This window comes from Urechidicola vernalis (genome assembly GCF_031846385.1).
Lineage (GTDB): Bacteria > Bacteroidota > Bacteroidia > Flavobacteriales > Flavobacteriaceae > Urechidicola > Urechidicola vernalis.
On record NZ_JAVRHV010000001.1, the window covers coordinates 637,124 to 655,675 of the forward strand.

An 18,552-nucleotide genomic window follows, 5' to 3' on the forward strand; every position below is an offset into this window, starting at 1 on the left:
CCTTTCTATGAAATTTTCAATCTATTTTGTAATTTGTAGGAATGAAAACAAAAGTTGCTATATTATTCTTTCTAGTTGTTTGTTCCTTTTCTTATGGGCAAGAATTGAGACAGCAAAAAACGGGTACAATCCAAGAGTTTGAAAAACCTATTTCAGGTGTACATGTCTACAACTTAAATACACTAAACGGAACATCAACACGAGAAGATGGTCGTTTTAGTATTCCTGTTAAATTAAATGATACGCTAATTGTTTCACATATAAATTATAGGTCCTTAAGAATTATTATTTCCAAAGCCTATTTAGACCGTGAACCTTTAGTGATTTATATGGATGAAATGACCAATTTCTTAGAAACGGTGTCTATAAAACTTCACGATTTAACTGGTAATTTAGGAACAGATTCTAATAATGAAGAAAAAGGAACGAATAAAGACTCCATAAGTAAATATTATAGTGATCTTTCGACGCAAAGGTCTCTAAAAGATTTTGATCGCAATTTAGAACAGCCCATATTTAATCAGACAGATGTGACCCAAGGAACCAATCAAACTTATGCACAGGTTCAAAAAATTGGTTTTAAGTTTAAAGATGTTGAATTGCGGAAGGAATTAGATTTAAAAAAGAAATTCCCTGATTATTTAATCGAAAATCTAGGCAAATCTTACTTCACAACAAATCTTAAAATTCCTTCGGATAAAGTCTATCATTTTATTACCTATTGCGAATTTAAAAATATTAGAGAACTGTACTACAGCAATAATATGATGCAAGTTCTTACTATACTAGAAAGCGAAAGTGTTGCGTATCTTCAAATTAAGGAATAAAAACATCATATGCTTTAACAAAAGTTTACAATCACATTAATACTTTTTTAATATTTCAATTCAGTTATTTGTAGTAATGACTAAACAACTAACTACACTCCTTCTTCTATTTTGTGTAACAATAAACTATGCACAAGAAAGAATTCCTAAACAAGGAAAAGTATTGCATTTTAAACTACCAATTAATGGCGCTCATGTACTCAATTTAACTACGCGTGAAGGAACTTCTACCTTAGCGGATGGCTCGTTTACAATTTCACTGCGGCTTAATGATACAATTCAAGTTTCTCATCTTAACTACCACACCAAAAGGTTTGTTTTTTCTGAAAGGCATCGATCAATGGAAATCTGGAGTGTTTTTTTAGATGAGTTGACAAATGAGCTAGATACGGTTGAAATTAAAAGTCATGATCTAACCGGTATGATTTCTACCGATTCTAAAACTGTTGGTAGGGTTTTAAATAAAGATTCAATTGCTCAAATGTATAGAGATTTGGCGTATCAAAAATCTAACAAGTCTTTTGGAAGAGATTTGGAAAAACCTCCATTAGTAATTGTAGATCCAACAGGTGGACCCAGTGTTGGAGGTGCAGTAGGAGTTCCTTTCCGCTTTAAAGACTTAGAATTAAGAAGAAATTTAAAAAGTAAAACCGATTTTCCCACAAAGCTTATCAGCGAATTAAGTCTTGTATATTTTACGAAAACATTAAAAATCCCCGAGGATAAAGTACATCATTTTATTACCTATTGTCAATTCAAGAACATTAAAGCATTGTACGATAGAAATGATATCATAAAACTAATTGAAATTCTAGAGCAAGAAAGTACCGAGTATTTAAAAATAAAAGACTAAATCTATTCAGTTTTCACCTTTCTAAACACAAAATAAAGCCCAACCAACACCATTGGAATACTTAATAGTTGTCCTGTATTTAATGCCCATTCTCCTCTTTCGTCTACTTGTGCTTCTTTTAAGAATTCAATAAAGAATCTAACTGTCCATAATAAAATCATGAACATTCCGAACAAGAACCCTGGCTTGTCTTTTTTGTCAGTTTTCCAATAGAAATACCACAGAATTAAGAAAACCCCAACATAACTTAAAGATTCAAATAATTGCGTTGGATACCTTAAGGGAATATCTTGCAGTACTTGCTTATAGTTAGAACTATTTGCAATTAATTGATACGCTTTTTCATAAGAATCAGATCCTGTAATTCTCATAGCCTCTCCTTTACCAATATCGTTACGAATAAATCTAAATCCAAGAGTAGAATCTGTTACTTTTCCAACAATCTCAGAATTCATCAAATTTCCTAAACGCACAAATACAGCACCAGAAGCAACAGAGATAACAACGCGGTCTAAAATCCAAAGCAAACTTTTATAATTGTATTTACGGCGGTATAAAACCATTGCAACTACAATTCCAATAGCCGCACCATGGCTTGCCAATCCAGCAAATCCAACAAATTTATAGCCTTTTATAATTCCGAAAAGCGAATCGCTCGCAGACTCTTTAATTGGAAGTAAAATTTCTATTAAGTTGTTCTGATAATAATCCCAACTGTAAAAAAATACGTCACCTAACCGTGCACCTAATAAAGTTGCTATAACGGTATACATAAATAATGAATCTACATATTCAACTGGTAGGTTCTCATTTTTGTAGATTTTCTTCATTATTTGAATCCCTAACAAAAAGGCTACTACAAACATTAATCCGTAGTATCTAATTGATAAAGAACCTATATTGAATAATTCTGGTGATGGATTCCAATCGATGGCAAGTTGTAACATGTATTTCTTTTATTTTTTGCTAATATATACTTTTAAAACGAATGCTTAAGGCACAGGGTCATATCCTCCTTTACTCCAAGGATGACAACTAAATATACGCTTTATTCCGAGCCAACCTCCTTTAAAAACACCATGCTTTTTGAGAGCTTCTAAAGTGTAACTAGAGCACGTTGGAGAATATCTGCATGTAGCAGGAGTATATGGCGAAATTGCTATTTGGTAGAAGCGTACCAACAAGATAAAGGGCCAAGCGATTATTTTTGCGAGTTGCTTTAGCATTAATTTACAGAAAAGGTTGTTCCGTCTTTTCCGTCCTTTAATTGAATACCTAATTCTGCTAACTCATCTCTTATTTTATCAGATAGTGCCCAATCTTTATTATCTCGTGCGTCTTTACGCATATCTATAAGCATTTGCATAACACCATCTAACTTTGAATCTGATGCATCGCCATTAGTTGAATTTTCTAAACCTAAAACATCAAAAACAAAAATGCGCATCGTATTTGATAATAATTCTAAATCAGATTTAGAAATTGTTTCTTTTCCTTCTTTAATTACATTCACAAATTTCACAGCCTCAAACAAATGCGATATTAAAATTGGTGTGTTAAAATCATCATTCATTGCTCCATAACACTTGTCTTTCCAATCCTGAATATTTACTGAAGAAGAATTTGATGTTGTTAAATCTTTTAAAGATGTCATTGCTTCCATTAATTTCTGAAACCCTTTCTCAGACGCTTCTAAGGCATCTGAAGAGAAATCTAAAATACTTCTATAATGTGCTTGCATACAGAAAAAACGTACAACACCCGCGCTAAAGGCCTTTCTTAAAATATCATTGTCGCCCGATAAAATTTCTCCTGGCAGAATGCTATTTCCAGTAGACTTGGACATCTTCTGAGAGTTTAAAGTCAACATATTTGTATGCATCCAATAATTTACAGGGTTTGTATTTGTACACGCCTTAGACTGCGCAATTTCACACTCGTGATGCGGAAATTTCAAATCCATTCCTCCGCCGTGAATATCAAATGTCTCTCCCAAATACTTTGTACTCATTACTGTACATTCTAAATGCCAACCAGGAAATCCAACTCCCCAAGGAGATGGCCATCTCATAATATGTTCTGGATTTGCTTTTTTCCAAAGCGCGAAATCTTGTGGGTTCTTTTTCTCCGCTTGCCCATCTAATGTTCTTGTATTAGAAATCACTTCATCCATTTTCCTTTTAGAAAGCATTCCATAATCTCCACCTTGCTCATTGTATTTCAACACATCAAAATATACAGAACCGTTGGACTCATATGCCAATCCGTTTGATATTATTTCTTCAATCGCTTCTATTTGCTCCACAATATGCCCGGTTGCTGTTGGTTCAATACTTGGTGGTAAAAAATTAAATCGCTTCAAAATATCATGAAAATCTACCGTGTATTTTTGTACAATTTCCATCGGTTCCAGTTTTTCTAAACGGGCTTTGGTAGAGATTTTATCTTCCGAATCATCATCAGTTAAATGGCCTGCATCTGTAATGTTTCTAACGTATCTAACTTTATAACCTAAATGTAAAAAGTAACGGTAAATCATATCAAAAGACATGAATGTTCTTACGTTTCCTAAATGCACATTGCTATATACCGTTGGGCCACATACGTACATACCAATCATTCCCTCATTTAAAGGTTCAAACGTTTCTTTTGATTTTGTTAATGAATTATAAAGTTTAATCGAATTTGAATTGTACAATTCCATAGAAAATTCAGCGTTTAATAAGTGGTAAAAATACTAACATTTTTCTAAAGATTACGTTAAAAATTAAAGTCCGAAAATAATTTAATAATCTCCTTGTTTTTTTGATTCACAAGTATTTTGTCTAACTTCGTTGTGCTTTAAATTCCTAATTTAGAAAGACACTTTGAGCAATCCAAAAAAAGCATCTAGCGCCGAATTTGTAAAACAGATTATCTCTAAAAACATCAGTTTTTTGAGCAGTGCTATTACTTTAATAGAAAGCAACAATTCCGAGCATAAGCAAAAGGCTACAGAAATTTTAAATGATTGTTTGCCATATGCCAACAAATCGATTAGAATCGGGATTACCGGGGTACCAGGTGTAGGAAAAAGTTCTTTTATAGATGTTTTTGGAAAGTATTTAACCAGTATTGGCAAACGCGTTGCTGTTTTAGCCGTGGACCCTAGCAGTTCTATAAACAAAGGAAGTATTTTAGGAGACAAGACTAGAATGCACCTCTTAGCACAGGATTCAAATGCTTACATACGACCTTCACCATCGGGAGATTCTCTAGGAGGGGTTGCTAGAAAAACCAAAGAAACAATTGTATTGTGTGAAGCCGCTGGTTTCGACATAATTCTTATAGAAACCGTTGGTGTTGGTCAATCTGAAATTGCAGTTCATAATATGGTCGATTTCTTTTTACTATTAAAACTAGCAAATTCGGGTGATGAATTACAAGGAATTAAACGCGGAATAATGGAAATGGCGGATGCCATTGTTATTAACAAAGCTGATGGACCAAATATAAACGCTGCTGAGTTGGCGAAGAGCCAATTTTCAAAAGCACTACATTTGTACCCTTTAAAAGAAAGCAAATGGACACCTGTTGTCAATACTTGTAGTTCACTAGAAAACAAGGGTATAAAAGAGGTTTACGCATTTGTAAATGAGTTTATAACATTCACAAAAAAGAATGGGTATTTTTACAAGCATAGAAAGGATCAAAACAATCAATGGTTACTAGACACAATTGACTACGCTATTAAAAAACAATTTTATGAACGAGATTCCGTTCAAGAAGCAATAGAAGCCTTCAAGGAAAAAATTGAAAAAGAAATCATTTCACCTTTTGAAGCGGCTCAACAAATATTAGATTTAAATTAATTATAAGATATGAATACACTTACTAGAACAGAACGATTAGGTTACAGCTTACTTCTTTTAGTTTATGCATTAGGTATATATTTTGCCAATACAGATTTGGTATATTTTGATACTGTGATTACTAAAGAAGATGGATTTGCAGAATATGGAACCGCTTTAATGCTTTTTTGTATTAGTGTACTTTGCATTGCGCGATTGATAAAAATTGGAGGAGCAAAACCAGCATTATGGAAACTAGGGATCGTAGGAATGGCCTTGATATTTTTGTTCGGAGCCGGAGAAGAAATTTCTTGGGGGCAACGAATTTTCGGGATAGAATCTTCTGAATATTTTTTAGAAAATAATGCACAGCAAGAGACCAATTTACACAATATGGTTGTTGGTGAAACTAAAATAAATAAATTAATCTTTAGTCAAATCTTAACCGCTGTATTGGTTATTTATTTATTAATTGTACCTGTGTTATATAGAAAAACCACTTGGTTAAAAGGATTGGCTGAAAAATTTGCAGTACCCGTACCAAGGTGGAATCATACAATAGGATTACTACTTGCTACAGGTTTATTAGAGTTTATGAAGGCCTCTAGCCGTCGATGGGAACTTTATGAATTCGCATTCGGAATCATTTTCTTTTTGATATTTATCAATCCATTAAATGGTTACATTTTCAAAAAAAATTAAATGCTTAGTCATTTAATTGATTCGGAAAATTTCAAAGGAATAGATTTCTCTAAGGAAAGACTTCCAATAGGTGAATACGACCAGTGTACATTCATCAACTGTAGTTTCGAGAATTCTGACATTTCCAATTGCGTTTTTATTGATTGTGAGTTTAAAGATTGTAATCTAAGTAACTGTCTTACGAAGCACACTTTATTTCAAGAAGTTCGATTTGAAGATTGTAAACTAATCGGAGTGAAATTTGCAGATTGTAACGACTTTCTACTTGATTTTAATTTTAAACAATGCCAACTAAATTTTTCTTCATTTTATAAATTAAAAATGATTGGGACAAAATTTGATCGTTGTAAACTTCAAGAAGCAGATTTCACCGATGCTAACTTAAGTAAATGCACATTTAACAATTCTGATCTCTACAAAACAATTTTTGATAACAGTAATCTATCTCATACTGATTTTAAAACAACGATAAACTATACCATAGATCCTGAAATAAACATTTTAAAAGGGGCTAAGTTCTCAAAAACTGGTATAGAAGGATTATTGAGAAAGTATTCGGTTATAATTGAATAACTTTGAAAAAAGTTAATTAATGAGATGGCTAATTAATCATAAGAATTCAATTATTGCTATTGCGACTCCAATTTTTCTAATTGGTCTGATGATGTTAATAACGCAATCCGCTCTCTTTAAATCAAATACTTCTGCCCTAGCAATTGGAGTTTCTACCGATTTAATTTTAGTAATTCCTCTAATTTATTACATGTTAGTCCGAAAAACTAAGATACCAAATATAACTGTGGTTCCCTTACTATTTCTTTGCATTGCAATAGGATCTTATATTATTCCTACCGAAGAGCAAAGCCTAATTAACATATTTAAATCTTGGGGATTACCATTAATTGAAATCTTTATCCTTTTTACAGTTATAAAAAAAATAAGAAAAGGAATTTTACTATTTAAAACCAAAAAAGGAACTTCACCTGACTTTTATAATATTTTAAAGGCCACTTGTAATGAACTGCTTCCTAAAGGTGTATCGCTTGTATTTGTTACCGAAATAGCAGTCTTTTATTACGGTTTTGCAAAATGGACAAAAAGAGTTTTAAAACAAAATGAATATTCCTATCATAAAAAAAGTGGAACCATTTCCTTACTAGCAGGCATACTTTTAATCATAGTCATAGAAACTATAGCCCTACATTTTTTAATTCTAAAATGGAGTGAAACTGCTGCTTGGATTGTAACCTTTATTAGTATTTATACTGGATTACAGATATTTGGATTTATGAAATCTTTAAGTCAAAGGCCGTATAAAATTGAAAAAGACGCATTGTTACTTTCATATGGAATAATGAATGAAACAAGAATTGAGTTCAATGACATTGTAGTTATAGATGTGACATCAAAAGATCTTAACGAAAACAATCTAAATAGAAAATTAAGCTTTTTTGGAAATCTTGAAAGCCATAATGTAGTGCTACATTTAAAGTCTGAAAATACGCTAATTAGCCTTTATGGAATACATCGAAAGTTTAAAACATTGGCTTTTTTTGTAGACAACCCAATCGAATTTGAAGCGCAATTGAATAAAGCGATAAATGGAATATAGACCTACTTATCTATATATTTTTTAATAAAAACATTGAATAGCAAATAAATCGCGAATCCAATTGTTCCTCCAACAGTGAATCCGAACAATACATCAAACGGATAATGTACACCAATATAAATTCGGCTATACCCAATTAAAACTGCCCAAAAGATTAGAAATAATGCAAAGTATTTCACTTTGCTTTTTATTAATAAAGCAAAATAAACTACAATTGCCATAGAAGTTGACGCATGTGCTGAGAAAAACGAATAATAGCCTCCACAACTATCCTTAACTAATCGAATAAGTCCTTTCACCTCTTCGTTATGACAAGGTCTAAGTCGTCCAAAACCGTATTTAAATGCGTTTGATAATTGATCTGATGCTGTAATTAAAATTGCTATAAATAGCAAAGCGTATAGTGTTTTTTTGGTCCCGTATATTTTATAAACAAAATACAAGGCAATTAAATAAAACGGAACGGAATAGACTGTTGTTGTCATAAACATCCAAAATCCATCCCAAGTAGTAGAACCTAATCCATTTAAATAGATTAATAACTCCGTATCTATTTTATTAATTTTTTCTAGCATTTATTTTTTAGTTTGGAGGATACAATTCCACTCTAAATATAATATCTGAATTTGGAGGAACTCCTCTACTTCCTTGTTCTCCCCATGCCAAATGCGCTGGAAGATACAACAATGCTTTTTCTCCAAATTTCATTTCTTGTAAGCCTTCTTTAAACCCTTGAACCAAACGCTCATTCATACTATAAGTACTCTTAAAAGGCTCATATCCTCTTCGCACTTCTTTAGTTTGGTTATACATTCCAAATTTTTTGGCAACATCCTTTATATTGGTATCTAACAAACTACCATCTGTAAAATAAGCAGCGTATCCAATTCGGATATTACTTTCTAATTCAGGTTGCGCACCATCCCCTTTTTCGAGAAAGTATATTTTCAAATCTGGTGATAATTCCTGAGCTTCTTCTTTTAATTTAAGAAAGTGAGCAATTGTTTCTTGCTCTATTTTTTCAATCTCCTTCGCTTTCTCGCGTTCAATATCTACAAACTTCTTAAAGGTCTTAAATGCATTAAAGTTTTTCGCTTTCTTACCTACTCGTATTATGTTAACCTCTTCTATAACCGTTTTCTTCTGTAAATTATGAGCAACCTTCTGCCCCATTACTACATTACCAAATACAGCATGCACACCATCTAAATGTGGACGAGGCTCCAACATAATAAAAAATTGACTCCCATTAGAATCTGGACCACCATTTGCCATTGATAATACTCCAGGTCTATCGTGCTTAAATAGCACGTCTCCTACAGAATCTCTTGGTATTTCATCAGCAAATCTATATCCAGGATCACCGCCACCTGTACCAAGTGGGCAGCCTCCTTGAATCATAAAGTCTTGATTTCCTGCTGTAGCACGGCTAATAACTCTATGAAAGTTTAACCCATTATAATAAGGTTTTTCTTTCATAGAGTCCGTTACCATTTTATTTGTTCCTTCGGCCAATGATACAAAATTACCAACCGTTGCTGGAACTTTTTCAAACTCTAAATTCAATACAATATTACCATCTACAGTAACAATTTCGGCATACAACCCATCTTCTAATTCTGGGTATTTAATCTCTTCACTACATGCAAAAAAAACTAATATAATTGCTAAAACTGAACTCTTAAGAACTTTCATATGAATCTAGATTTTGAATTTACTTTACAATCTCCAATAGTTCTACTTCAAAAATAATAGTAGAAAAAGGCTTGATTGGCCCTCCTTGAGACGCCGCGCCATACCCCAATTCTTGAGGAATAAAGAATTTATATTTAGAACCAACACTCATCAATGCAATTCCTTCATTAAATCCTTTCACAAATCCACTTGCACTATGCACTATTGGCTCACCTCTATCTACAGAACTGTCGAATACAGATCCATCAATTAAAGTACCATGGTAATGAACTTTTACCTGATCCGTTGCCACTGGCTTATCTCCTGTACCCTCTTTTAAAATAATATATTGGAATCCACTATCTGTAGTAACAACACCTTCTTTAGTTTTATTCTCCAACAAAAATGCTTCTCCTTCTTTCTTAATATCTCCATACTGTGCCTCAGCCTTTGCAGCAGCATCTCTTTGCTGTTTCTCCATGAAATACTTACTAATGATATTGTTTAGATCTTTCGCATCTATTTTAATGTTAGTCGAATCTATACCATTTGCAAATCCCTGAATAAACATCTCGTCATTTACTTCAGAGAAATTAGCCTTCATTTTTACGGCCATATCTAATCCTATCGCATAACTTACCGAATCTAATTCTGTTTCTAATGATTTGTTCGAAACACTTTGTCCGTTACATGATGAAAATACTGCCGCAACTAACATCGACATTGTCATTAACTTTACTAATCTCATTTCTATTTAATTTAATTTAATTTATTTCTATTATTTGTATTCTATATATCAGTGGCTCATTTATCCCAACTTCATCTTTATCTCCTAACAAACCTAAAGCATTAAATGATGGAAAAACAAAAACAACTTCTTCTCCCTTTTTCATCAACTTAATTCCAGACTGCAAACCTAACTCAACTTCTTCTTTATCAACCGAATAATTAATGTTGCCTAAATCATCAAATGAATAAAGAATTTCATTCTTTAGATTCGATATTTGACATCTATAAGTAACTTTATCCGAAGTTTTTGGAACCTTAGCATTCTCGTTTATTTGATGTACGTATCGATACCAAAACCCTCTTGGTGACTCTAAATAATTATGACTAGAATCCTGCGCAATATAATATTTAATCGCTCTTTTTTCCAATTCATTTACCTTCTTATTTCTAGCAATAGATTCCTCAATAAAAGATTTTCCGTGATGGCTAATTGGGCGCCTCGGAATTGGCTTTGTACAAGCAACTACCATTAATAAAACGAAGAAAACACTAATCCTCATCAGATTTTCTTAAATCATTAGTATATGTTGGTAAAATTGAAAGGAAATGCGTTACTGTTGCATCTAAATTCATTTCTGAACGACCACCCGCTGCGTTATCATGCCCGCCACCGTTAAAGTGATTTCTTGCAAATTGATTCACAGAAAATGATCCTTTTGAACGGAAAGACATTTTGATAATCTTTTGCTCAACATCTTCAATAAAAATTGCTGCGAAAACAATATTCTCTAGTGACAAAGCGTAATTCACAACACCTTCGGTATCTCCTTTTTGAAAATTAAACGCATCTAATTCGGCTTGTGACAAGGTAATATAGGCAGTTCTAGATGCTTCAACCACTCTTAAATTATTTAATGACTTGCCTAATAACTGCAACCTATTAAAGGAATTAGTGTCGTAAATATTATTATGAATTTGTGCGTTATCCGCACCCTTATCAATTAAGCTTGCAATAATTCTATGTGTGGTACTAGTTGTAGATGGAAACCTAAACGACCCAGTATCTGTCATAATACCGGTATACATGGCTGTTGCCATTTCAGCATTTATCATATTAGTAGCATCTAGCATTTCTAAGAAATGATAAATCATCTGACTGGTAGAACAAATACTTGTGTCTGAGTAAATTAAATTTGTAATAGAAGTATCTGGCTGTTGATGATGATCTATCATGATAAACTTACTATCCAATTTCTCTACCGTTTTCTGCATATCATCACCAATTCTATGCAAAGCGTTAAAATCTAGCAAGAAAATAATTTCAGCTTTGTTCAAAGCCTTTTTTGCTTGATTGTTCTGTTTATCAAAAAATTTAATGTTCTCATTTCCTGGAATCCACTTTAAAAAATGAGGAAAATCATTCGGCGCAACAACAGTTGCATCATGTCCTTTTTGTTTTAAATAATTCCATAAAGCCAAAGAAGAACCAATGGCATCACCATCTGGGTTTCTATGCGGAATAATAGCAATGGACTTTGGTTGTTTTAGTAATTCTTCTACTTCTTTTATTTGATCTTGCGTCATAGGCTGCGAATATACAATATAAATACAATTTTTACTTCCACATTTTAAGCAGATTTGCACTTATTCATTCTTCTAATTCATACCAGTCAATTGTCGCTAAATTCGCTCTTCTACCTGTTTCTACATAAGGGTAATTAGCTACCAAATAAGAAATAATCTTATCTTCATTTACTCCTAAATCCCATAAATTCTGGGTTTCTTGCATCCATTTTATGGTTGCCTTCCATTGGTTTTTAGACATTCTATTTTGAGTTACCAATTTAGCCGAATGACAACCGGTACAATTGGCAACTACTAATTTATAATTTGCTTCAGCCTTAAGGCCTGTTGGTAAATGAACTCCATCCTTCACTTCTTCTAATTGAGTTTGTACCATATCTATTTTCTGCTTATCATCATTTACGGGAATTGCATAAATTACTATAATCAAAATAGTCACAAACAAAAACAAACCGAAAATTTTAGAAAATAAACTTTTCATTCTAAATGCTTTAAACTTCAACTTTTATGGCAATTCTATGACAAGCATTGTTTAAATACCCCTTCGGATTCCAACCGGGTAAGACCATTGGTTGCGAGATACCGTTAGAATCAGTTGCTTTTGCCCATATTTCATAATAACCTGCTTTAGGGAATTTAATTTTTGAGTTAAAGTGCTGCCATGCTAGTTTGTTAATTGGCTTAGTAACAGGAACAGATTTCCAAGTTGCCCCAAAATCAATTGATATCTCTATATTTTCAACCTCCAAATCACCAGCCCAAGCATGACCTTCTATATTCAAACTTTTCTCTTTTAATATAGCACCCGTTTTAGGATATGTTATAATAGATTTAACGGGCATTGACTCAATAATACACATATTCTCTTCAGCTACTTTTTCTCCTGGTGCAACAGACTTACATGGAACGCGATATGACATCCCACCCATTTTAGTTCCGTCGTGAACTTTATTTCTTATACTAATTCGTTGTAACCATTTACCAGAAGTTGATGCAGGCCATCCACCAACAACCATTCTTAAAGGATGCCCATGAACCAACGGAATTGACTCACCGTTCATTTCAAATGCCAATAATATTTCATTTTCCATAGCCTTTGAGATTGGGATTCCTCTAGAAATAGGTTCTTTATTGGGGTCTCTACTTAAATGCACATCAGCAGAATGATAACCAATATAAACGGCATCATTCTTAACCCCGGCATCTAACAAAACATCTTTTAACCGCACCCCCGTCCAGTTGGCGCAATGTACAGCTCCAATTGTCCATTGATTTCCTTTTGCAGGTGGATTGAATTCACTTCTACCATTTCCTCCACATTCCAATGTAAGTTGATAAGTATACGTTTTAAATTTGGTTTTTAAATCTTGTAAAGTATAGGTTTTCATATTCTCTACGGATTCTCCATCAATAGTTAAACTCCATTTCGATTCATTAATAATCTCAGGAACCAAACCATTATTTCTCACAAACATATATTTATTAGGAGTAACCTTATCTCTTAATAAATGAGCTTGTGCTTCCATATTCCAAGGTTTATCGTTTAAAACAACCATATCCTGGTCTTTTTGAAACAATTTAAAAGGATCTGAATCTTGTAATGCTAAAGGGGTATAACCGCTTAGCAAATTCCTTCCAAATACAACCTCTCCTCCAATAAGACTTGATAAAGATGCTAATACTCCCGACTTAATAAATTTTCTTCTTTCCAAAATAATTCATTCTTATGCATTCAAATATAGAACAAATAGAGACAATGAAAATAGGTCAACAGCAAAATCATTTCGATATATTTGCGATTCAAATAATCTGAACTTATGAAATCTTTTAAAATTTTATTTCTTACCCTATTAATTGGCGTTGCCTGCAAAAATAAAGGGCAAAAATCTATTAATACGAATGTAGAAGAAGCCTTTAAATCCGACTTCACTATTGCATTTGGCTCTTGCAACAATCAGAACGAGGAGAATTATTTTTGGAAAGAAATTTTAAAAAGCAATCCGCATGTTTGGTTATGGGGAGGTGATATCATCTATTCCGACACCTATGAAATGGCTATTTTAAAAGAAAATTACGCTATTCAAAAAGAAGATAAAATCTATGCAGATTTTATTTCGAAAGTTGAAGTAATGGGCACTTGGGATGATCATGATTATGGAATAAATGATGGAGGAACTGAATATCCTAAAAAGGCCGAATCGCAACAATTATTTCTAGATTTTTTAGATACCCCTGAAAATAGTCCAAGAAGGCAGCGTCCTGGAGTTTATCACTCCAAAACCTTTGTCGTAGGAAAAAATGCCGTTAAAGTATTTATTCTAGATACTCGGTATTTTAGAACTTCTCTTACCAATAACGACGACGGCACCTATAAAAGATATAAACCAAATACCTATGGAGAAGGAACTATTTTGGGAGCAGCTCAATGGGAATGGTTAGAAAAAGAATTGAAAAACTCAAACGCGAATTTTAATGTAATTTTGAGCAGTATTCAAGTATTATCTGGAGAACATGGCTGGGAAACTTGGGGTAATATGCCACATGAAGTTGACAAGCTAACCGATCTACTAAAATCTTCTAAAGCAAAAAACACAATTTTACTATCAGGAGATAGACATATTTCTGATTTTTCTAAAAAATCGATAGAAGGACTTTCATACCCTTTAATAGACTTTACCTCTAGCGGACTTACACATTCAGCAACAAACAATTTAGGAGAAGACAACAAATATCGCGTGGAAAAATTGGTAAATCAGCAAAGTTTTGGAATCCTGAAATTTAATTTTGAATCGAATACTGTTCTTATGGAAATGAGAGGAAATAAAAACGAGTTGCAACAATCTATTAAAGAGCAGTACTAGGATTCTCCATATTTTGCATTTTTAACAAAATCCTATATAAACTTGTTATACATTTTAAACAAAAAGCAATACATTTGCACCCGATTTAAATTTATATTAAATGGCAACAAATAGAACATTTACAATGCTTAAGCCTGATTCTTTAGAAAAAGGAAACACAGGAGCAATATTAGAAAAAATTAACGCTGCAGGATTTAGAATTGTAGCGATGAAAATGACACAGATGTCTACAAAAGATGCTGAGACATTTTACGCAGTTCACAACGAACGTCCATTCTTTAGAGAATTGGTTGAGTATATGACTCGTGGACCAATTGTAGCTGCAATTTTAGAAAAAGATAACGCTGTCGAAGACTTTAGAACGTTAATCGGTGCAACGAACCCAGCAGACGCTGCAGAAGGTACAATTAGAAAATTGTATGCTGCATCCATGGGCGAAAATGCTGTTCATGGATCTGATAGTGATGAGAATGCAGAAATCGAAGGAAACTTCCATTTTTCTGGACGAGAGCAATTCTAAATTACTCATTCATAATTTATTAAAAATCGGTTAACAAAAGTTGACCGATTTTCTTGTTTTAAACCCCCTGATTTATAAACTTGCAGCGACTATTATAATAAAGTTTTCAAACACAAACCCCAAATGAGTTTTGAACTAAAATTTTTAAAAAATAGAGTTATTGCCAATTTTGAAGGTGAATTAAAAGCGTATGAAATTAAGGATGCTTTTATAGACATTGTAGAAAATGTAAGCATTAAAAAACTCGACTTATTAATCTTTGATTTTACAGAAATCATTTCTTACACTCCTCCCAAGGATTATCTCGAAACACTGAGACTTATTACACTATTCTCTTCTACATGGAATCCTCAAATTAAAGTAGCCATTATTGCCCTCGAAACAAATATAAAAATGGTAATGAATGAAGTTATTAAGCGTCAAGAAGAATTTACGTGGGAATTTAAATTGTTTGACAAATTAGAATCAGGAACAAGATGGTGTGAGCAAAACGTTGCTAAATAAATGATTTAAACAAGCATTAGTTTTGTAATCAACTCTTCTCCTAGTTCATCATTCAACATTTTTATTATCTTTTCCTTGCCGTAACTTAATTCTTCTCGTAGAACTGAAGATTTTAATTTAACTATTAAAGTTTTGTTTTGCAATTGCACACTTTCGGTATAACTAACTACCCCATTACCCATTAGGTTTGCCCAAATATCCTTTACATTCATCTGGTTCATTCCTTTGGTTAAATTATTCTCCTTAATTACAACCTTCATTAAATCTTCTATACTCGAATAATTATTTTCTCTTTTTGCCATTACAGTGTAAATATTTGGTAAGGTTGATTGGTTCTCTTTACAACTTCCTCAGTTCTTTCTTCGTGCGTATCACTAATAAATAATTGCCCAAAATTATCTTCATTTACCAAAGCTACAATTTGTGCGACTCTTGTATCATCTAATTTATCAAAAATATCATCTAGCAATAAAATAGGCTTTTTATTAGACTGCCTTCTAATAAATTCAAATTGAGCCAATTTTAATGCCACTAAAAATGATTTCTGTTGCCCTTGACTTCCAAATTTTTTAATTGGAAATTCGTCAATTTCAAAAGCCAAATCATCTTTATGAATACCAACTGTTGTGTATTGTAACATTCTATCTTTGTCTAAGGACTGCACTAACAACTCAGTAAGTTTAGCAGCATCCAATTGTGTTTTGTACACCAATTTAACCGACTCTTTTTCGTTCGAAATCATTTTATACCGCTCCTCAAATATGGGCGTAAACACCTCTAAAAAAGATGTTCTTTTTTGATGAATAATGGTTCCGTATTGCTCTAATTGCTCGTTGTAAACATTTAAATTCAAAGCATCAAACGTTCGATTTGCAGCAAAGTATTTTAATAATGCGTTACGTTGCTGTAATACCTTATTATAATTAATAAGCGTTTTTAAATAAAGTTTGTCGGATTGAGAAATGACACTGTCTATAAATTTTCTCCTCACATCACTCCCTTCTACAATCAAATCACGATCGGCTGGTGAAATAATAACCAAGGGCAAATGCCCGATATGCTCAGAAAACTTTTCGTATTCCTTATCATTCCGCTTAATAACTTTCTTAGACCCACGTTTTAAACTACATACAAAAGTTTCAATTCTTTCGTTAATATCATACTCTCCTTCAACCATAAAAAACTCCTGTCCGTGCTTAATATTCTGACTTGCAATAGGGTTGAAATAACTTTTACCAAAAGACAAATAATAAATAGCATCTAAAACATTCGTTTTTCCAACGCCATTATTTCCGACAAAACAGTTTATTTTTTCCTGAAAATCAAATGTTTGAGAATCAAAATTTTTAAAATTTAGAAGGGATAGTTTCTTAAGATGCATGCTAGCTTTTCACTTGAAAATGAATAATTAAAAATATTGAAAAATTCCCAAAATTTGGTTTTTTACTTTCCAATTAAAAACCTTACTTTTGCGCCTACAAATTTAAGAAGATAATGGCAACTTATAAAAAAAGAGGAAATAAAGTTAAAGGAAATAATAACGAAGTTAAATCGGCAGTAGAGCAAAATAGCACAACTGCTGAAGTATTTAACACATTGGATGAAACAGCATCAAGATCTGAGGCATGGGTTATTAAAAACCAACAAAACATTTTTATTGTCCTTGGTTTAATTGTAATCGGTATTTTAGGTTATTTAGGGTATTTAAAATTTGTTAATGAGCCAAATGAAAAAATGGCTGCAGATGAATTGGCTTTCCCTAAACAATATTTCGATAAAGCAATTATTAGTACTGTTTCTGCAGACTCTTTATTTGTGATGAGTTTAGAAGGTGGAGAAGGAAAATATGGATTTGTTGATATCGCAGATGAGTTCTCTGGAACTAAATCTGGAAACTTAGCAAATTATTATGCTGGTATTTCTTACTTAAAATTAAAACAATACGAAGAAGGAATTGACTATTTAGAGAAATTCAATTCTGAGGATGAATTGTTAGGCCCCGTTGCAAAAGGAGCGATTGGTGATGCATTTGCAGATTTAAATCAATTAGAAGATGCTTTGAACTATTATGAGCAAGCAGCCAATTTAAGAACCAATGATTTTTCTACTCCTTTATTCTTGTTTAAAGCTGGGAATATGGCATTAGAATTAGATAAAGCATCAAAAGCAGTTAGTCATTTCGAAAGAATCAAAAAAGATTTCCCTAACTCCGAAGAGGCAAAAAACATCGATATTTATATCAGTAAAGCAACATATTCGAAATAATTAAAAACGATTATGGCAACGACGAATTTATCTACATACGATAAATCAACAATCCCAAACGCGAAGGACCTTCGGTTTGGGATTGTTGTTTCAGAATGGAATGAAAACATTACTGAAGGCTTATTTAATGGTGCAAAAGAAACGCTTTTAGAAAACAACGTATCAAAAGATAACATTGTAAGAATGGATGTGCCTGGGAGTTTCGAATTGATTTTTGGGTGTAAAAAAATGCTCCAAACTGAAAAGGTAGATGCTGTTATTGCTATTGGTTGTGTAATTCAAGGAGAGACAAAGCACTTCGATTTCGTTTGTGAAGGCGTTACACAAGGCATCAAAGATTTGAACTTACAGTTTGATATTCCGACTATATTCTGTGTTTTAACGGACAATACCATGCAACAATCTATTGATAGATCAGGTGGTAAACTTGGAAATAAGGGGACTGAGGCTGCAGTTACTGCAATAAAAATGGCCGTTCTTTAAATAGAACAGAACCATTTTACACATTTATATTGGGTCATAAATCTCTCTTAAAATTGATGGTAAAACTTGACCACCATTGATTATTTATGTAGTTTTGAAACAACCTAA

At 32.7% G+C, this 18,552-nt stretch carries 23 protein-coding genes; 11 read left to right on the forward strand and 12 right to left on the reverse strand.

The annotated features are described in order from the left end of the window. Positions 1-41 precede the first annotated feature (41 nt). A complete protein-coding gene (locus RM519_RS02765; RefSeq protein WP_311591995.1) occupies positions 42-827 on the forward strand; it encodes a hypothetical protein in 786 nt (261 codons plus the stop codon). 76 nt (positions 828-903) lie between these two features. Further along, positions 904-1,680 (forward strand): peptidase associated/transthyretin-like domain-containing protein, encoded by a 777-nt coding sequence (locus RM519_RS02770; RefSeq protein WP_311591996.1) that lies wholly within the window; start codon positions 904-906, stop codon positions 1,678-1,680. 2 nt (positions 1,681-1,682) lie between these two features. Here RM519_RS02770 and lgt read toward each other — a convergent pair whose 3' ends face one another. Genes lgt through cysS form a run of 3 tightly spaced genes read right to left on the reverse strand, consistent with a single transcriptional unit; the run spans position 1,683 to position 4,384 of the window. Next, entirely contained in the window at positions 1,683-2,627 is a 945-nt protein-coding gene (gene lgt, locus RM519_RS02775) for a prolipoprotein diacylglyceryl transferase (RefSeq protein ID WP_311591997.1), read from the reverse strand. A gap of 45 nt (positions 2,628-2,672) precedes the next feature. Further along, positions 2,673-2,906 carry a membrane protein insertion efficiency factor YidD gene (yidD, locus tag RM519_RS02780; RefSeq protein WP_311591998.1) on the reverse strand — a complete coding sequence of 78 codons (234 nt, stop codon included), beginning with the start codon at positions 2,904-2,906 and terminating at the stop codon, positions 2,673-2,675. Continuing rightward, complete coding sequence (gene cysS, locus RM519_RS02785) at positions 2,906-4,384, reverse strand: cysteine--tRNA ligase (RefSeq protein ID WP_311591999.1); 1,479 nt, start codon at positions 4,382-4,384, stop codon at positions 2,906-2,908. Before cysS ends, yidD begins: the two co-directional genes overlap by 1 nt. Before the next feature lie 163 nt (positions 4,385-4,547). On the opposite strand from cysS, the gene meaB reads away from it, so the two are divergent. The 4 genes from meaB to RM519_RS02805 are packed head-to-tail and all read left to right on the forward strand — an operon-like array spanning position 4,548 to position 7,824. After that, positions 4,548-5,531: a methylmalonyl Co-A mutase-associated GTPase MeaB gene (meaB, locus tag RM519_RS02790; RefSeq protein WP_311592000.1), complete on the forward strand. Its 984-nt coding sequence runs from the start codon at positions 4,548-4,550 to the stop codon at positions 5,529-5,531. A 9-nt stretch (positions 5,532-5,540) separates the two neighbouring features. Then, positions 5,541-6,212, forward strand: coding sequence for a hypothetical protein (locus RM519_RS02795; protein WP_311592001.1), 672 nt, complete (start codon positions 5,541-5,543; stop codon positions 6,210-6,212). Next, a complete protein-coding gene (locus tag RM519_RS02800) occupies positions 6,213-6,785 on the forward strand; it encodes a pentapeptide repeat-containing protein (protein WP_311592002.1) in 573 nt (190 codons plus the stop codon). A gap of 19 nt (positions 6,786-6,804) precedes the next feature. Next, positions 6,805-7,824, forward strand: coding sequence for a hypothetical protein (locus RM519_RS02805; protein WP_311592003.1), 1,020 nt, complete (start codon positions 6,805-6,807; stop codon positions 7,822-7,824). Positions 7,825-7,826: 2 nt separating this feature from the next. On the opposite strand, the gene RM519_RS02810 is transcribed toward RM519_RS02805, so the two are convergent. From RM519_RS02810 to RM519_RS02840, 7 genes are all read right to left on the reverse strand, one after another. Continuing rightward, positions 7,827-8,399, reverse strand: coding sequence for a phosphatase PAP2 family protein (locus RM519_RS02810; protein WP_311592004.1), 573 nt, complete (start codon positions 8,397-8,399; stop codon positions 7,827-7,829). A 7-nt stretch (positions 8,400-8,406) separates the two neighbouring features. Continuing rightward, positions 8,407-9,519, reverse strand: coding sequence for a peptidylprolyl isomerase (locus tag RM519_RS02815; protein ID WP_311592005.1), 1,113 nt, complete (start codon positions 9,517-9,519; stop codon positions 8,407-8,409). 19 nt (positions 9,520-9,538) lie between these two features. Continuing rightward, complete coding sequence (locus RM519_RS02820) at positions 9,539-10,246, reverse strand: FKBP-type peptidyl-prolyl cis-trans isomerase (RefSeq protein ID WP_311592006.1); 708 nt, start codon at positions 10,244-10,246, stop codon at positions 9,539-9,541. 16 nt (positions 10,247-10,262) lie between these two features. Beyond that, the gene (gene gldI / locus RM519_RS02825; protein WP_311592007.1) at positions 10,263-10,787 is read right to left on the reverse strand and encodes a gliding motility-associated peptidyl-prolyl isomerase GldI; all 525 of its coding nucleotides are present in this window, start codon (positions 10,785-10,787) and stop codon (positions 10,263-10,265) included. Beyond that, positions 10,777-11,811: a DHH family phosphoesterase gene (locus tag RM519_RS02830; RefSeq protein ID WP_311592009.1), complete on the reverse strand. Its 1,035-nt coding sequence runs from the start codon at positions 11,809-11,811 to the stop codon at positions 10,777-10,779. Before RM519_RS02830 ends, gldI begins: the two co-directional genes overlap by 11 nt. 64 nt (positions 11,812-11,875) lie before the next feature. Beyond that, positions 11,876-12,292, reverse strand: coding sequence for a monoheme cytochrome C (locus tag RM519_RS02835; RefSeq protein WP_311592010.1), 417 nt, complete (start codon positions 12,290-12,292; stop codon positions 11,876-11,878). Positions 12,293-12,302: 10 nt separating this feature from the next. Beyond that, a complete protein-coding gene (locus RM519_RS02840; protein ID WP_311592011.1) occupies positions 12,303-13,523 on the reverse strand; it encodes a sulfite oxidase in 1,221 nt (406 codons plus the stop codon). A 105-nt stretch (positions 13,524-13,628) separates the two neighbouring features. On the opposite strand from RM519_RS02840, the gene RM519_RS02845 reads away from it, so the two are divergent. The 3 genes from RM519_RS02845 (at position 13,629) to RM519_RS02855 (ending at position 15,696) form a co-directional block, all read left to right on the forward strand. Then, on the forward strand, positions 13,629-14,672 hold the full coding sequence (locus RM519_RS02845; protein WP_311592012.1) for an alkaline phosphatase D family protein: 1,044 nt from the start codon (positions 13,629-13,631) through the stop codon (positions 14,670-14,672). A 100-nt stretch (positions 14,673-14,772) separates the two neighbouring features. After that, on the forward strand, positions 14,773-15,192 hold the full coding sequence (locus RM519_RS02850; RefSeq protein ID WP_311592014.1) for a nucleoside-diphosphate kinase: 420 nt from the start codon (positions 14,773-14,775) through the stop codon (positions 15,190-15,192). Positions 15,193-15,315: 123 nt separating this feature from the next. Continuing rightward, complete coding sequence (locus tag RM519_RS02855) at positions 15,316-15,696, forward strand: hypothetical protein (protein WP_311592015.1); 381 nt, start codon at positions 15,316-15,318, stop codon at positions 15,694-15,696. 5 nt (positions 15,697-15,701) lie between these two features. Here the strand turns inward: RM519_RS02855 and RM519_RS02860 are convergent, their stop codons facing one another. Continuing rightward, positions 15,702-15,998 carry a DciA family protein gene (locus RM519_RS02860; protein WP_311592016.1) on the reverse strand — a complete coding sequence of 99 codons (297 nt, stop codon included), beginning with the start codon at positions 15,996-15,998 and terminating at the stop codon, positions 15,702-15,704. Continuing rightward, positions 15,998-17,077 (reverse strand): DNA replication/repair protein RecF, encoded by a 1,080-nt coding sequence (recF, locus tag RM519_RS02865; RefSeq protein ID WP_311592017.1) that lies wholly within the window; start codon positions 17,075-17,077, stop codon positions 15,998-16,000. The genes RM519_RS02860 and recF overlap by 1 nt, the downstream gene beginning before the upstream one ends. 113 nt (positions 17,078-17,190) lie before the next feature. Here recF and RM519_RS02870 point away from each other — a divergent pair, with 113 nt between their 5' ends. After that, on the forward strand, positions 17,191-17,961 hold the full coding sequence (locus tag RM519_RS02870; protein ID WP_311592018.1) for a tetratricopeptide repeat protein: 771 nt from the start codon (positions 17,191-17,193) through the stop codon (positions 17,959-17,961). Positions 17,962-17,973: 12 nt separating this feature from the next. Further along, a complete protein-coding gene (gene ribH, locus RM519_RS02875) occupies positions 17,974-18,444 on the forward strand; it encodes a 6,7-dimethyl-8-ribityllumazine synthase (RefSeq protein WP_311592019.1) in 471 nt (156 codons plus the stop codon). The last annotated feature ends 108 nt before the right edge of the window (positions 18,445-18,552 follow it).

Bases quoted from the DNA above. Each gene is read 5' to 3' on its own strand.
- RM519_RS02765 (WP_311591995.1), top strand. From the start codon at position 42: ATGAAAACAAAAGTTGCTATATTATTCTTTCTAGTTGTTTGTTCCTTT.
- RM519_RS02770 (WP_311591996.1), top strand. From the start codon at position 904: ATGACTAAACAACTAACTACACTCCTTCTTCTATTTTGTGTAACAATA.
- lgt (WP_311591997.1), bottom strand. From the start codon at position 2,627: ATGTTACAACTTGCCATCGATTGGAATCCATCACCAGAATTATTCAAT.
- yidD (WP_311591998.1), bottom strand. From the start codon at position 2,906: ATGCTAAAGCAACTCGCAAAAATAATCGCTTGGCCCTTTATCTTGTTG.
- cysS (WP_311591999.1), bottom strand. From the start codon at position 4,384: ATGGAATTGTACAATTCAAATTCGATTAAACTTTATAATTCATTAACA.
- RM519_RS02795 (WP_311592001.1), top strand. From the start codon at position 5,541: ATGAATACACTTACTAGAACAGAACGATTAGGTTACAGCTTACTTCTT.
- RM519_RS02800 (WP_311592002.1), top strand. From the start codon at position 6,213: ATGCTTAGTCATTTAATTGATTCGGAAAATTTCAAAGGAATAGATTTC.
- RM519_RS02805 (WP_311592003.1), top strand. From the start codon at position 6,805: ATGAGATGGCTAATTAATCATAAGAATTCAATTATTGCTATTGCGACT.
- RM519_RS02810 (WP_311592004.1), bottom strand. From the start codon at position 8,399: ATGCTAGAAAAAATTAATAAAATAGATACGGAGTTATTAATCTATTTA.
- RM519_RS02815 (WP_311592005.1), bottom strand. From the start codon at position 9,519: ATGAAAGTTCTTAAGAGTTCAGTTTTAGCAATTATATTAGTTTTTTTT.
- RM519_RS02820 (WP_311592006.1), bottom strand. From the start codon at position 10,246: ATGAGATTAGTAAAGTTAATGACAATGTCGATGTTAGTTGCGGCAGTA.
- gldI (WP_311592007.1), bottom strand. From the start codon at position 10,787: ATGAGGATTAGTGTTTTCTTCGTTTTATTAATGGTAGTTGCTTGTACA.
- RM519_RS02830 (WP_311592009.1), bottom strand. From the start codon at position 11,811: ATGACGCAAGATCAAATAAAAGAAGTAGAAGAATTACTAAAACAACCA.
- RM519_RS02835 (WP_311592010.1), bottom strand. From the start codon at position 12,292: ATGAAAAGTTTATTTTCTAAAATTTTCGGTTTGTTTTTGTTTGTGACT.
- RM519_RS02845 (WP_311592012.1), top strand. From the start codon at position 13,629: ATGAAATCTTTTAAAATTTTATTTCTTACCCTATTAATTGGCGTTGCC.
- RM519_RS02850 (WP_311592014.1), top strand. From the start codon at position 14,773: ATGGCAACAAATAGAACATTTACAATGCTTAAGCCTGATTCTTTAGAA.
- RM519_RS02855 (WP_311592015.1), top strand. From the start codon at position 15,316: ATGAGTTTTGAACTAAAATTTTTAAAAAATAGAGTTATTGCCAATTTT.
- RM519_RS02860 (WP_311592016.1), bottom strand. From the start codon at position 15,998: ATGGCAAAAAGAGAAAATAATTATTCGAGTATAGAAGATTTAATGAAG.
- recF (WP_311592017.1), bottom strand. From the start codon at position 17,077: ATGCATCTTAAGAAACTATCCCTTCTAAATTTTAAAAATTTTGATTCT.
- RM519_RS02870 (WP_311592018.1), top strand. From the start codon at position 17,191: ATGGCAACTTATAAAAAAAGAGGAAATAAAGTTAAAGGAAATAATAAC.
- ribH (WP_311592019.1), top strand. From the start codon at position 17,974: ATGGCAACGACGAATTTATCTACATACGATAAATCAACAATCCCAAAC.